The following is a 12,395-nucleotide window of genomic DNA, read 5'->3' as shown; positions in this document are numbered from 1 at the left end:
TGTCGAGTATCCGTGCTGTTCGTTCAGACCAGGCTTCACACCGGCTGGAGAGAGACCCGACCGTCATGACGCTGCCTCTCATCGCCGTTGGACACAACGATCTCCGCGGCCGGACGGTGGAGACGCTGTGCTACCCGCAGCGCTCACTCGTCCTCCTCGGCGGGATTCCCGGAGCAGGCAAGAGCACGCTGCTCAACCGGCTCTACGGTTTGAACGGGACCGAGACGGCAACGGCGCGCACAGCCGAAGGCGTGTACGTCATCGACTCCCAGCAGTCACGCAACCGGCTCACCCCCCTGCTGCGCCACATCCCCTACGTGTGCTGGCGCTGGGTGGTGCACGTCCTGCACTATGTGCGCATCATCGCGGCGCTGCGCACCGGCGACCCGGTGGTGGTGCACGAGACGGGAACCCGACGGCTGGTCCGGTTGCTGTTGGGCACCTACTGCCGGCTGGTCGGCGCGCAGGCCCACGTGGTGCTCATCGACGTCGACCCGGCCGATGCCCGGCGCGGCCAGGTGCACCGGGGCCGCATGGTGACCTCACGCAGCTTCCGGAGTCACGCCCGGCGCTGGGCCCGACTGATCGACGCCTGCGCACTGGGAGCGGGGCGGGTCCTGCCTTGGGCGGCGTCGCTGACCATCCTGGATCGGCCGCGGGCCCACCGCCTCACCGGTATCTGGTTCACCTCAGGGGCGGCGCGCGTTCCCCTCGTCGGGATGCGGACGCGGATGTTCGTCGTGATCTGTGTGACCGCAGCGGCGGTGCTGCTGCTGTGAGGGCACCGGTACAAAGCGCCTCTTGAGTACGTCTTGAGCCGTTAGCTCTCTCCTGTGGCGGACCCACGACAGCCGGGCCGGCTGGCACGGGAAGACTCGCCCGGGTGGGAGAATGCCGCTGTGGATTGGCTGATCAGTGTCGCAGTGTTTGGGATCGCGAGCGCCGTGCTGACCGCGGCCGGCGTCGGGCTGCTGCTGGTGTTCGCGGATCGGGCGGGCAACCTCGTGGTCCAGGGGCTCGTGGGGGCGCTCTCGCTGTTCGTCCTAGTGGCGCTGCCGAGCATGGCGGCGGCTACCACGCTCTCGCGGGGCTCGGGCTTCGCGGCGGCGGTGCTGGCCGCCTGCTGCGTGGTGGTGATCGGCTATGTCGTGGGCATGGCGCTGCTGCCGGCCGTGGCGCGGCGCGCGGCCATAGCCGCACCACGGCTGTCGGCGGCGTCGGTGGCCGGCGGCGTGGTGGTGTGCGTCGTGCTCGGTGTGATCGGCGCCGGGCTGGGAGCGGCCTTCAGTTGAGGGCCGTGCCGTCGGCGGGTTCTCCGGTTGGTCCGGCGAGTTCTCGCACGAGGGAGATGCTCGGCGCGAGTGCGTCACGAAACGCGCCGTGAGTGACGATATGGGTCACCCCGAAGCGGTCGCGGTTGCGCAGGATCTCGTGGGCGATCTCCCCTTGGGTCCCGATGAGGGTGTAGGGGCTGTCGAGGATCGTTTCGACGCTGCCCAGTCCTTTCCTGCCGTAGGTGGCGGCCACGCCGGCGGCTGCGGCCTCCCGGTCGGCGGTGACCTCGACAAGCTGGACGAGCACGGTGAGTTCCAATTCACCGGCGCGCTCGCCGGCGCGCTGGCGCACGAACTCCACCCGCTCACGGGTCTGCTGGGCGTCGGCGACATCGAAGGTGCCCATGCTCGCCCCGCGCCGCTGGGTCAGCCCCGCGACGGCGACGGTGTCGGCACGGCGGGCAGCGATGTCGAGAGCCCGATCGCCGTGGCCGCCGACGAGCAGGCGGGGGCGGGAGGTGGCTTCGGGCAACGGCTGGTCGGTGGCGTCGGCGTAACGGCGCTCGATCTCGTCGATGGAGCGCTCCAGGTTGTCCATACGCTGGGCGTGCTCGCGCCACGGTATGCCGGCGGATTCGAATTCCACTTCATGTGCCCGCCGCCCAGCCCGAGTTGGAGCCGCCCGCCCGAGAGGCGGTCCACCGTGGCCGCCTCGCGCGCTAAAAGGGCGGGGTTCCAAAACTCGTTGTTGACGACATAGGTCCCCAGCCCCAACCGCTGGGTGGCCACGGCGGCGCCGGCCAGCGCGGCGAAGGGGCGGGCATGGTCAGGTGGTCGGCGGCGAACAGGGCATCGTAGCCCATCTCTTCGGTGGTGCGGCAGTAGGCGACCCACTCCTCCACCGGGACGCCGAGGCAGTTGACGCCGAAGCGAAATGTCGTCATAGCCCCAGCGAACCATCACCGGCCGCGCCCTTCACGCATATCCACCGTAAGCACGCCGATACGGCGCGCCACCGACGGGCGCCCGCGGCCGGCGCGGGCCGTGCGCTAGCGCTGCTGGCGGGCGCGGCGATCCAGCGCTTGCAGGTAGGCGTTGTAGGCGTCCATATCGGCGTCGTCGGAGCCGTCGCGGCGACTGTGGCGCTCCCGACGACGCTCGGTGCGCTCCTCGTCGCGCCACCACTGGCCTACCAGGGCGATCAGGACCATGAGGGTGGGGATCTCCCCCACGGCCCACGCGATGCCACCGCCGGCGTATTGGTCGTCAGCGATGCTGGCCAGCCACGGCACGTCGAACTGGCTGTAGTAGGCCATGCCCATCGGAGCCGACTGCATCATGATGGCGATGCCGAAGAAGGCGTGGAAGCCCATGGTGGCCAGCAACAGTACGATCCGCAGCATGTAGGGGACCTTGCGCGGCGCGGGGTCGATACCCACGATCACCCAGTAGTAGAGGAACCCCGCGAGGATGAAGTGGGTGTTCATGAGCACGTGGCCCAGGTGGTCGCTCATGAGCAATTCGAACAGCGGGGTGAAGTACAGCGCGTAGGTGCTGGCGATGAACAGCACCGTGGCGAAGACGTGGTGCGTAACGAGCCGGGAGAACCGGCTGTTGAGGAACAGGGTGAGCCACTCGCGTGGTCCCCGGTCACCGCGGCGGCGGGCAGGGTGGAGGGCGCGCAGCGCCAGCGTCATGGGAGCGCCGAGCACCAGCAAGATAGGCGTCATCATCGACAGCACCATGTGCTGGATCATGTGGGTGCTGAACAGCACCATCGAGTAGGTACCGACGCCGGTGAGCACGGTGGCGACGATGGTGAGCAGCCCGCAGAACCAGGCGATGGTGCGCCCCCAGGGCCAGTGGTCGCCACGGCGCAGCAGCCGTACGACCCCAGCGGCGTAGAGGCCGCCGAGCACGACCACGACCAGGATGAAGAACAGGTCGGGCCGCCACAGGGTAAGGATGGTCTGCGCGCTGATGGGCGGCGGCATGGGAAAACCGAGGATGTCGGCGGCGGTGCCGGGCGGGCTCGTGGGCACGGGCGGGGGCTCGGTTTGGGAGAGCGCGGCAGCCACCCCCATGACGGCGGCCATGATGGCCACCTCCACAGCGGCGATGCGGGCGAAGAGGACACGGCCCGTTCCCTCAACGATGCGGGGCACGGTGCGACGCCGGTGCTGCCACCCCAGATAGCCCAACACCACGAACAGGGCGGACTTGACGGCGATGAGCCAGCCGTAGGGGGTGGTGAACAGCTCGGTGACGCTGGTGAGCCTGGCCGCCGAGATGGCGACGCCCCCCACGGCCACCCCGACGTAGGCCCACAGGGCGAGGCGGCTGAAGCGCTCCACGGCGACCGGGACGTGCTCGCTGGAGGCCCGCAGGGCGTGGTAGGTGAGCGCGGCCAACCCTCCCACCCAGACGATCGCCGCGAGGACGTGCACCGCGAGCCCGGTGACGGCGAGGCTGTGGTTGGCGGCCGAGGCGGCGTGGCCCGCCACGAGAGGGGGCAACTGGGCGAGTAGGCCCAAGCCCAGCACGCCCAGTGCCGCCGTAGCCGTCTGAGCCACGCGGGCGAAGAGAGCCACCCCGGTAGCGGCCAGGATGACCACCATGAGCGCGATGCCCTGGCCCACAGAGCCGGCGTAGCTGGTGAGCTCTTCGTCAAGCACCTGGGAGGGCGGCAGCCCCAGCAGGTCGGACAGCGTGAAGATGAGGGTGCCGGCCGACAGCGCCGCCCAGGCGAGCGCGAACCAGGAGGTGGCACGCAGGTAGGACTGGGCGGCTGCGGTGAGGGCGCCTCGCTGGGAGGGCAGGAGCACGACGGTCAACAGGAGCAGGCCCAGCGTGAGCGCCGCGGCGATGTCTTGGCCCGCGGTGGAGATGGGCAGCCCCCAGCGGGTGAGCGGGCCGGGGTCGGGCAGCCCGGGAGCGACGCTGGCGACCACGGAGCCGCCGGCCAGCAAAGCGAGCAGCAGCGAGATCGCACAGATGGCGACGGCGGCCACGGTGAGTTCGGCGATGGCGCCGTCACGCGGCGGGGTCGAGGTCTCAGTCTCGCGAAGATCGGGGGAAGCCACGCTGCGCGCTCCAGGGTCTTCGTTGGTGGTGCGGGTGGCGGGAACGGATCACCGCCACGGCGATCACCGCACCGGTCAACAGGCCAAGGCCGCCCCAGATCCAGGGGGCGAGCGTGGCGGCGGCGTCGCCAAAGACGAATGTCAGCGCCCGAACCACTGCGGGAATCACCCAATCACCAAGGTTAGGGGACCTTTACGGTCCCTGGAAGCCGCCCCCGGGCGGGACGGTGCCGGTACGGCCGCGGCCGTACCGGTGTCGGGGATCGCGGTCACTCCTCCCTCGCCACCGTTTACCCGATGTAACCAAAAATTATCGCTCTTCTCCCGGTTGCACGTGGCAGGTGAGGCTTGGGCGCGTCACAGTGGAGAGGTATCGAAAGCGATACAAGGAGGCGAAGTGCGCGTCGGCGTGCCCCGCGAGACCAAAAGCCACGAGTACCGGGTGGCCATGACCCCGGCCGGTGTCCACGAACTGGTGGCCCACGGCCACGAGGTGCTGGTGGAACGCGGGGCCGGCGAAGGCTCGTCGATCTCCGACGCGGAGTACGTTGCCGCCGGTGCCCGCATGGTGGCCGACGCCGATGAGGTCTGGGCCGGCGCGGCGTTGATCCTGAAGGTCAAGGAGCCCGTGGCCGAGGAGTACCCCCGGATGCGCCCCGGGCAGATCCTGTTCACCTACCTGCATCTGGCGGCTTCGCGCTCGTGTACCGACGCTCTGCTGGATCGGGGAGTGACGGGGATCGCCTACGAGACGGTGCAGGCTCCGGACGGTTCACTGCCGCTGTTGGCGCCGATGTCGGAGGTCGCCGGGCGGTTGGCCCCGCAGGTGGGCGCGGCGGCGCTGCAACGCCCCCACGGCGGGCGTGGGGTGCTCATGGGGGGTGTGCCTGGTGTCGCGCCGGCGAAGACGACGGTGCTCGGGGCCGGCGTGTCGGGGATGAGTGCCACGCGCGTGGCGGTGGGCATGGGCGCCGAGGTGACGCTGCTGGACCTGGATGTCGACAAGCTGCGCCACGCCGACGCGATCTACCAGGGCCGGGTGAAAACAGTGGGGTCCAACGCCTTCGAGGTCGAGCGGGCGGTACTCGACAGCGACCTGGTCATCGGGGCGGTCCTGATCCCCGGCGCCAAGGCGCCCACCCTGGTGAGCAACGGAGTGGTGGCGCGGATGCGGCCGGGGACGGTGCTGGTGGACATCGCGGTCGACCAAGGCGGCTGTTTCGCCGATACCCGCCCCACCACCCACGCCGAGCCCACCTTCCGGGTACACGAAACGGTGTTCTACTGCGTGGCCAACATGCCCGGCGCGGTCCCCAACACCTCCACGCACGCTCTCACCAAGGACACGCTGCGCTACGCGGCTGCGCTGGCCGACAAGGGGTGGCGCCAGGCGCTGCTGGACGATCCGACGCTGGCGCGGGGGCTCAACACCTACACCGGTGAACTGACCAACGAGGCAGTGGCGCGCGCCCATGGTCGCAAGGCGCGCACGGTCGCCGAGGCGCTGGCGGGCTAGGTTTTTGGGACGGGCGGCAAGGACAGGAGGACCGGCGATGGGCGCACGTGGGTGAGCACCTCCGCTGCCGCCCCAGGCTGCCGAGATCGCAGCGACGAGGCACGAGCGAACGAGAAACGCCCCCGCAGCCCAGCCGTTCACACAGCAGAACCCAGCCGGGGCCGGTGGTGGGGGCGAGGCCGGGCGCGGCGGGGGGGACGGCTGCCGGAGGGCGCGCTTCACCAGTGCTCGGGGAAGGGGAGGTGGTCGGTGTCGGCGTTCGGGGGGCGGTGCGCCGCGGCGGCCATGCGCGCGTCGAGAGCCTCGGTGAGGTAGTCGCACTCGTTGAGGGGGTCGCTGTTGGGGCACTCCAAGGCGTGGCCCAACAGGTCGCGCACCCGTTCGGCGGCTTCGATGCGGCGGTTGAGGGCCTCGATCTGGGTGTTCAGCGCGTCGTGCCAGTTGTGGCCGTCGAGCATGGCGGCGATGGCCTCCAGCGGCACCCCCAGGTGGCTGGCGAGGCTGATGAACGCGATCCGGCGTAGCTCGACCGGCCCGTAGTGGCGGCGACCGCCGATGCGGGCGGCGGGGGCCAGCAGCCCGCGCTCTTCGTAGTAGCGCAACGCTGAGGCGGCGACGCCGGCGCGGCGAGCGGCCTCTCCGATGGGCACAAGGCCGCTGTGGTGCTGGGCGGAAGGGGAAGCGGGATCATCCCCGGGGCCTGTTGACTTCAAGTCGACTTCAACCTCCAGGCTGAGCCCGACGAGCCCATTGGACAAGACGTGTGGAGATTCAATGGTAATGAGCCGGTTGTGGACGGGCCGCCAGCCCACGGTCAACCCTTTCGCTTTCCCGCGGGGACCGGTGGGGCGGTTGGTCGGTTGGCTGATGGCGCGTACCAACACCGACGAGAACGCCGAGGCGGCCGAGGTGCTCGACGTGCGGCCCGGGGAGTGCGTGCTGGAGGTCGGCCACGGCCCGGGACGGCTGGTGACGTTGCTGGCCCGCGACCCGCGGGTCAGCGTGATCGGGATCGACCCGTCGCCGGAAATGACGCGGATGGCGCTGCGGCACAACGCCGAGCTGGTGCAGTCGGGGCGACTGCGGCTGTGGCGGGCCACGGCGGCCCGCACCGGGGTGGACGACGCCGAGGTCGACGCCTTGATCTCGGTGAACACGGTGGCCATGTGGCCCGACCTCGACGCCGGGCTCACCGAGTTGCACCGCGTGCTGCGGCTGGGCGGGCGCCTGGTCATCACCTGGCACCGTCGTCCCCGGTCGCTGGCCCTGGCCGAGGAGAAACTCCAGCGGATCGAGGCGGCGCTGCGGCAGCGTTTTGTCACCGTCGCACGCGATGACACGGCGCACTCGGTGATCTTTCGAGCCCGCAGAGCCGACCGCGAGGAGAGCGCCGGCTGACCGAGGGGCTCCCCGGGGCCGTCGGCGAGCCCGCGAACGGTGCAACCGCCCGGCAGGCGTGACATAGTTCCCACCGGCGGCTTGCGCACCACGACTCCGGTCGGAAGCGGTGGGCAGAGGGGATACCGTCGAAAGAAGGCGGGAGGCAGCATGCTCCCCTGACCTCGACATTCCCGGCCCGGTTTTGGGAGGCGGAGCGCGTGTCACGCACGGAGCCGGCCACACGCGACCATGTCGTGTCCGTAGGGGCGACGATGATCCGGTTGCGGCGCAGGCACCCAGCGCCGCGCGACAGCGGCGGCGGGCAGCCCAAACACACCGACCACATCGTCGTGCGGGCCGCCGACGAGACGGGCCGCGTGGGCTGGGGCGAGATCGTGGCGGCAACGCCACAGCGGTGGCGGGCCGTCACCGAGGAGATCGCTCCCGCGCTGCTGAAGCACCCCTGGCAACGCCCCACCGAGGCGGCCGAGGTCTGGAGCGGGCTCGCACCCGATCCCGCGGTGGTGGCAGGCGTGGACACCGCGTGCTGGGACCTGTGGAGCCGCCGGCGCGACACTCCGCTCTCCCACGCTCTCGGTGGTACCCGCACGGCCGTCACCGCCGCGGTGACGGTGGGCCGCCAGCCGTCGTTGGAGTCGCTGGTGCGCGAAGTCAACCGACAGGTGGGCAACGGGGTGCGCTGCGTGCGCCTGGAAATCGAGCCGGGCTGGGACATCGACGTGGTCAGGGCGGTGCGCCAGACCTACCCGTTTCTCGTGCTGGAGGTAAGCGCGCGGCAGAGCTACAGCGAGGACCCGGCCCACCTGGAGGTGCTGCGCGCGCTGGACGACTATGGGCTGCTGGCCATCGAGGAGCCGCTGCCCGTCAAGGATCTGGCCGGCTACGCGCGCCTGCGGCGGGAATTGCGCACCCCCGTGGCGCTGGGGCCCTCGATCGACTCACTGGAGCACCTTGACGCGGCGATCCGGGCCGAGGCCGCCGACGCCGTCGCCCTGCACGTCGCCCACCTGGGCGGGCTCACTCCCGCCCGCCGCGCTCACGACCGGGCGGTCGACGCCGGGTGGCAGGTGTGGTGCGGCGACGACGGCCACTCGGGGTTGGGCCGGGCGGCGGCGGTGGCGCTGGCGTCGCTGCCGGGGATGAGCCTGCCCAGCGAGATGCCGGGCGCAGGGGCGGGGTTCGCCCGCGACATCGTCTCGCCACCGGTACGTGCCCACGACGGCATCACCCCGATTCCGCTCACCGAGGCAGGGTTGGGCTATACCGTCGAGGAGTCGACGATCGAGGCGTTGACGCAAGAGTCGGTGACCCTGCGGCGTTAGGGCCGGTTGCTCGGGGACGGCTGCCCTGCTGCGCGGCGTTGCGCCATCGTGGCCGCATAGCCCCCGCAGGGCGATCACGGCAAGGCCGGCCAACCGGGGCGCTCCTCGCGCGGGCGTGTCTCGGGCGTGCGAGGCGGCACGTGCCCCCCGCGCAACGAGGCCACCGCCCTCGGGTGCCCCCAGGAGTCGGGCCAAGAGACGCGCCTTCGAGCGTCGGCCGCCGGCGACCGGCGCACCTGTCACGCGGGGTTCACGGCCACCATGTCGCTTCCTGTGTGGAAGCGACCAACCGGTGTCCGCGCGGGGACGCTGTCCGAAATTCGGGGGTGGCCGGGCGGTGGCCGCGCTCGCGGGTGGGCTCCGCCCGGCAGTCGCCAACGGCGGTGCCACGAACCGATGGGGCTGCGACGCCGTCACCACAGGGCTTGCCGCGGCTGTGAACTGTTCGAGATGATCAGGAAGGGAGAGTCAGCAGGAAGGACGTCCGGTGGGGCTGTACGAGGTTGACGCCCGAAAATGGGAGAACGGTTGGCAGTTGCGGATTCGGGATGTGGGGGTGACTTGGTCGCCCACCTTGGGTGATGCCGAGACGAGAGCGCGCGAGTACATCTCGGCCAACCTCGACGTCGCCGAGGAGAACATCCACATCGACCTGTTGCCGCGGGTGAGTGCGTCGTTGGACCAGCTCGCGTTGGAAACCCGTCGCGCCGTGCACGACGCCGACGAGGCGATGCGCGGAGCCGCGGCGAAGACGCGCGACGCGGTTGACGGTTTGACCGATGCCGGTCTCACGCCCGCCGACATTTCGCACTACCTCGGGCTTTCACAGCAGCGTATCCGGCAGCTCGCCCAAGGGTGAACCGAGGCGGGCCGGCCGCCGTCGCGTGTGAGGGGGACCGCACTCACACACAAACCGAACAGTCGGTTTAAAGTGGGGCATCTGCCCATCACACGTGAGGAGCGAGCCAAACTATGCGGACGTTCACCGATATCAACGCACTGACCGCGGCTCAGGGCGAGCACTTGGGCTACAGCCAGTGGCACACCGTCACCCAGGAACAGATCAACCTGTTCGCCGACGCCACCGGAGACCACCAGTGGATTCACGTCGACCCTGAGCGCGCCGCCCAGGGCCCCTTCCAGGCCACGATCGCCCACGGGTTCCTCTCACTGTCGATGCTGCCAATGCTGGCCGCGGAGATCTACACCCTGGAGAAGCCCCCGTCGATGGGCATCAACTACGGCCTGAACCGGGTGCGGTTCCTGCAACCGGTCGTGGTGGGCAAGCGGGTGCGCAGCGGAGCGGAATTGAGCGACGCCCGGGAGAACGACCGAGGTGTGCTGCTGACCGTGAAGCACCAGGTCGACATCGAGGGTGAGAGCAAACCCGCGCTGGTCGCCGAGACGCTGTCGCTACTGGTGCCATAGCGGCGGCTCGCGCCACGCCGAGGCGCGAACGCGGCGCACTCCAGCGAGGCGACCGGCGACGGTGAATGAGACCCGTGGCACTTGGGTAGAAGCGGGCGTCGTCGGGGTATTCCCCCTCCCCGCTGTCACATGGGCGACACTGCTGGACCGCCGCCCCTGCTGATAGTTTCATCTCCGCGATCAATTCGCGGGAACCATTAAAAAAGAACCTGTCAGAGGAAGGTGCGTACATGTCCGCGCCCTATACGCTTCCTGAGCTGCCGTACGACTACAGCGCGCTCGAACCGTGGATCTCCGGCCAAATCATGGAGTTGCACCACGACAAGCACCACGCGGCCTACGTCAAGGGGGCCAACACCGCGCTGGAGCAGATGGCCGAAGCTCGTGAGAACGAGAGCCTTGGAGCGATCAACCTCTACGAGAAGAACCTGGCGTTCAACCTGGCCGGCCACGTGAACCACTCGGTGTTCTGGCCGAACATGTCGCCTGACGGTGGTGACAAGCCCGAGGGCGAGCTAGGTGCGGCCATCGATGACACCTTCGGCTCCTTCGACGCCTTCCGCTCGCAGTTCAATGCCGTGGCCACCGGTATCCAGGGCTCGGGCTGGGCGATCCTGGCCTGGGACACCCTGGGGCAGAAGCTGGTTATCAACCAGCTCTACGACCACCAGGGCAACCTGTCGGCCGGGCTCTACCCGCTGCTTATGCTCGACATGTGGGAGCACGCCTTCTACTTGCAGTACAAGAACCTTAAGGCCGACTACGTCAAGGCGTGGTGGAACGTCATCAACTGGGCGGACGTGCAGCGCCGCTTCACCGAGGCTCGCAAAATCCAACTCGGCTGAGACGCGGCCCACGGTGCAACAACGGGGAGGGCGGTCCCACAGTGGGATCGCCCTCTTTTTCGCGTCTCCAGAGTGGCTGCGTCCCGACAGGTCCCGCCGGACAGCTCAGCCCACGCCGGCCCCGAGTCGGGCAACCGCCTCGGTGACGGTGTCGGCGACGGGGTAGCCGGTGGCTTCCAGCCGCCAGCGGGCCATCATGCCCGTAGTGACGAGGATCGCGTGGGCGCCCACCGCATGCGCGGCGTGAGCGTCGTCGTCGATGTCACCGATGAGTACCGCGGTGGCCGGGTCGATCTCTTGGGCCTGTAGGTGGGCGGCGAGATGCTCGGCTTTGGAGTCATGCGTGGCGTCAAAACGCCGCCCGTCGATTCGGGTGAAGTGGTGGGTCAGACCACGCTCGTCGACGAGGGGCACTAAACCGTCATGGGAGGCCATGGACAGCAGCGACTGGCTGCGTCCCGCCTCCGGCCACGCGCGCAGCGCCTCGGTTGCCCCCTCGGCCAGCTCGCAAGAGGGCAGGAGCGTGTCGTAGCAACGCTCATAGGCGTTGTTGAGGCGCTGCCACTCCCCGTCGATGAAGCAGCGGCCAAGTAGTTCCTCGTAGCAGGACAGGAGGGGACGCCGGAAGACCGACCGCCAGTACTCCAGATCCACCGGGTCACGTCCGAACTCTGCGCAGATCCGATTGACGGCGGCGATATTGGCGTGATTGTCGTCGAGCAGGGTGCCGTTCCAGTCCCAGACGATATGGGTCGCGTCATGCCGGTGAGTCGCGATATCTGCCACGGCGTGCATGCTATGTGCCCTGGGGCGTATCGGGTAATTCGCGCTCATGGCGGGCCTGTCGAGGAGCCGACGGCGCGACGGCGAGCGCGCACCCGCCAGGCCCACACTCCGACGCCCACCAGCAGCGGCAGCACCACCAGCAGCAGGAGCGGAAGCAACAGCGCCAGCAACGCCGTGACGATACTCACGATATCCTCGAGCGTGCTGGTGACAGGGCCGGCGACACCAGCGGTGAGGGTGTTGAGCACAGGGCGCGCCAGCGCCTTGAGCGCATGGAAGCCGAACGCGACGAGCGCGCCCACGATGACCGGCCACCACGACCCGTCCCCCTGCGCGGACGCGGCCATGTCGCCGGCGGTAAGCGACGAGGCGCCGGCGCCGAAGGTCACCCCACCGGAGGTGGGCCGGACGAAGGTCTGCACGAGGTCGTTGAGGCTGTCGAGTGCGGGGACCTTGTCGGCGACGAGCTCAACGGCGAGCAGTACGGCGAAGGCGGCGAGGACGACGGGGTTCTCCAACCACTGCCATCCCGGCGATAGGGACACCACGTCGGTGGAGCGGGCGACGAGGCCGACAGCGAGCAGCGGCACGTAGGCGTTGAGACCGGCAGCCGAGGCGAGTCCCGTGCCGGTCAGCACCTCCAGCATGCGTCCCCTTTCCCCGTCGTGGGCACTGGCGGCGGTGGATGGGACGCACGGCGGAGCCGGTGGGTTCCCCGCTCGGCTCGATGACCTCCACCG

Annotated in this window: 15 protein-coding genes; 8 read left to right on the top strand and 7 right to left on the bottom strand. The window is 69.6% G+C overall.

Annotated elements, in window-relative coordinates; translation table 11 throughout:
• Window positions 1-65 precede the first annotated feature (65 nt).
• Together ABD848_RS07285 and ABD848_RS07280 are read left to right on the top strand one after the other, a co-directional pair.
• On the top strand, window positions 66-779 hold the full coding sequence (locus ABD848_RS07285; protein WP_344968752.1) for an AAA family ATPase: 714 nt from the start codon (window positions 66-68) through the stop codon (window positions 777-779).
• A 120-nt stretch (window positions 780-899) separates the two neighbouring features.
• Window positions 900-1,292, top strand: coding sequence for a hypothetical protein (locus ABD848_RS07280; RefSeq protein WP_344968750.1), 393 nt, complete (start codon window positions 900-902; stop codon window positions 1,290-1,292).
• Between the two features lie 408 nt (window positions 1,293-1,700).
• On the opposite strand, the gene ABD848_RS07275 is transcribed toward ABD848_RS07280, so the two are convergent.
• From ABD848_RS07275 to ABD848_RS07260, 4 genes are all read right to left on the bottom strand, one after another.
• Complete coding sequence (locus ABD848_RS07275; protein WP_344968748.1) at window positions 1,701-2,063, bottom strand: LLM class flavin-dependent oxidoreductase; 363 nt, start codon at window positions 2,061-2,063, stop codon at window positions 1,701-1,703.
• Window positions 1,994-2,218 (bottom strand): hypothetical protein, encoded by a 225-nt coding sequence (locus ABD848_RS07270; RefSeq protein ID WP_344968746.1) that lies wholly within the window; start codon window positions 2,216-2,218, stop codon window positions 1,994-1,996. The genes ABD848_RS07275 and ABD848_RS07270 overlap by 70 nt, the downstream gene beginning before the upstream one ends.
• Before the next feature lie 105 nt (window positions 2,219-2,323).
• Window positions 2,324-4,357, bottom strand: coding sequence for a cytochrome c oxidase assembly protein (locus tag ABD848_RS07265; RefSeq protein WP_344968744.1), 2,034 nt, complete (start codon window positions 4,355-4,357; stop codon window positions 2,324-2,326).
• Entirely contained in the window at window positions 4,329-4,526 is a 198-nt protein-coding gene (locus ABD848_RS07260) for a hypothetical protein (protein ID WP_344968741.1), read from the bottom strand. Before ABD848_RS07260 ends, ABD848_RS07265 begins: the two co-directional genes overlap by 29 nt.
• 228 nt (window positions 4,527-4,754) lie before the next feature.
• On the opposite strand from ABD848_RS07260, the gene ald reads away from it, so the two are divergent.
• Window positions 4,755-5,873, top strand: a complete 1,119-nt coding sequence (gene ald / locus ABD848_RS07255; protein WP_344968739.1) for an alanine dehydrogenase — start codon at window positions 4,755-4,757, stop codon at window positions 5,871-5,873.
• 218 nt (window positions 5,874-6,091) lie between these two features.
• On the opposite strand, the gene ABD848_RS07250 is transcribed toward ald, so the two are convergent.
• Complete coding sequence (locus ABD848_RS07250; protein WP_344968737.1) at window positions 6,092-6,631, bottom strand: MerR family transcriptional regulator; 540 nt, start codon at window positions 6,629-6,631, stop codon at window positions 6,092-6,094.
• Between the two features lie 22 nt (window positions 6,632-6,653).
• Between ABD848_RS07250 and ABD848_RS07245 the strand changes: the two genes are divergently transcribed.
• From ABD848_RS07245 to ABD848_RS07225, 5 genes are all read left to right on the top strand, one after another.
• A complete protein-coding gene (locus ABD848_RS07245) occupies window positions 6,654-7,271 on the top strand; it encodes a class I SAM-dependent methyltransferase (protein ID WP_344968735.1) in 618 nt (205 codons plus the stop codon).
• A 200-nt stretch (window positions 7,272-7,471) separates the two neighbouring features.
• Window positions 7,472-8,596 (top strand): enolase C-terminal domain-like protein, encoded by a 1,125-nt coding sequence (locus ABD848_RS07240; RefSeq protein WP_344968733.1) that lies wholly within the window; start codon window positions 7,472-7,474, stop codon window positions 8,594-8,596.
• Window positions 8,597-9,083: 487 nt separating this feature from the next.
• Window positions 9,084-9,455 (top strand): hypothetical protein, encoded by a 372-nt coding sequence (locus ABD848_RS07235; protein ID WP_344968731.1) that lies wholly within the window; start codon window positions 9,084-9,086, stop codon window positions 9,453-9,455.
• Window positions 9,456-9,568: 113 nt separating this feature from the next.
• Window positions 9,569-10,024, top strand: coding sequence for a MaoC family dehydratase (locus ABD848_RS07230; RefSeq protein WP_344968729.1), 456 nt, complete (start codon window positions 9,569-9,571; stop codon window positions 10,022-10,024).
• Window positions 10,025-10,254: 230 nt separating this feature from the next.
• A complete protein-coding gene (locus ABD848_RS07225; RefSeq protein WP_344968727.1) occupies window positions 10,255-10,869 on the top strand; it encodes a superoxide dismutase in 615 nt (204 codons plus the stop codon).
• Between the two features lie 105 nt (window positions 10,870-10,974).
• Here the strand turns inward: ABD848_RS07225 and ABD848_RS07220 are convergent, their stop codons facing one another.
• Both ABD848_RS07220 and ABD848_RS07215 read right to left on the bottom strand, forming a co-directional pair.
• On the bottom strand, window positions 10,975-11,655 hold the full coding sequence (locus tag ABD848_RS07220) for an HAD family hydrolase (RefSeq protein ID WP_344968725.1): 681 nt from the start codon (window positions 11,653-11,655) through the stop codon (window positions 10,975-10,977).
• Window positions 11,656-11,699: 44 nt separating this feature from the next.
• Complete coding sequence (locus ABD848_RS07215) at window positions 11,700-12,302, bottom strand: DUF4126 domain-containing protein (RefSeq protein ID WP_344968723.1); 603 nt, start codon at window positions 12,300-12,302, stop codon at window positions 11,700-11,702.
• Window positions 12,303-12,395 lie beyond the last annotated feature (93 nt).

Origin of the sequence: Salinactinospora qingdaonensis (genome assembly GCF_039539445.1) — a bacterium.
GTDB lineage: Bacteria > Actinomycetota > Actinomycetes > Streptosporangiales > Streptosporangiaceae > Salinactinospora > Salinactinospora qingdaonensis.
The sequence above is the reverse complement of the archived record's forward strand: the minus strand, read 5'-3'. Positions and strand labels throughout refer to the sequence as shown.

Excerpts from the sequence above, each read along its gene's own strand:
- ABD848_RS07285 (WP_344968752.1), top strand. The coding sequence starts at position 66 with ATGACGCTGCCTCTCATCGCCGTTGGACACAACGATCTCCGCGGCCGG.
- ABD848_RS07270 (WP_344968746.1), bottom strand. The coding sequence starts at position 2,218 with ATGACGACATTTCGCTTCGGCGTCAACTGCCTCGGCGTCCCGGTGGAG.
- ABD848_RS07245 (WP_344968735.1), top strand. The coding sequence starts at position 6,654 with ATGAGCCGGTTGTGGACGGGCCGCCAGCCCACGGTCAACCCTTTCGCT.
- ABD848_RS07230 (WP_344968729.1), top strand. The coding sequence starts at position 9,569 with ATGCGGACGTTCACCGATATCAACGCACTGACCGCGGCTCAGGGCGAG.
- ABD848_RS07225 (WP_344968727.1), top strand. The coding sequence starts at position 10,255 with ATGTCCGCGCCCTATACGCTTCCTGAGCTGCCGTACGACTACAGCGCG.
- ABD848_RS07215 (WP_344968723.1), bottom strand. The coding sequence starts at position 12,302 with ATGCTGGAGGTGCTGACCGGCACGGGACTCGCCTCGGCTGCCGGTCTC.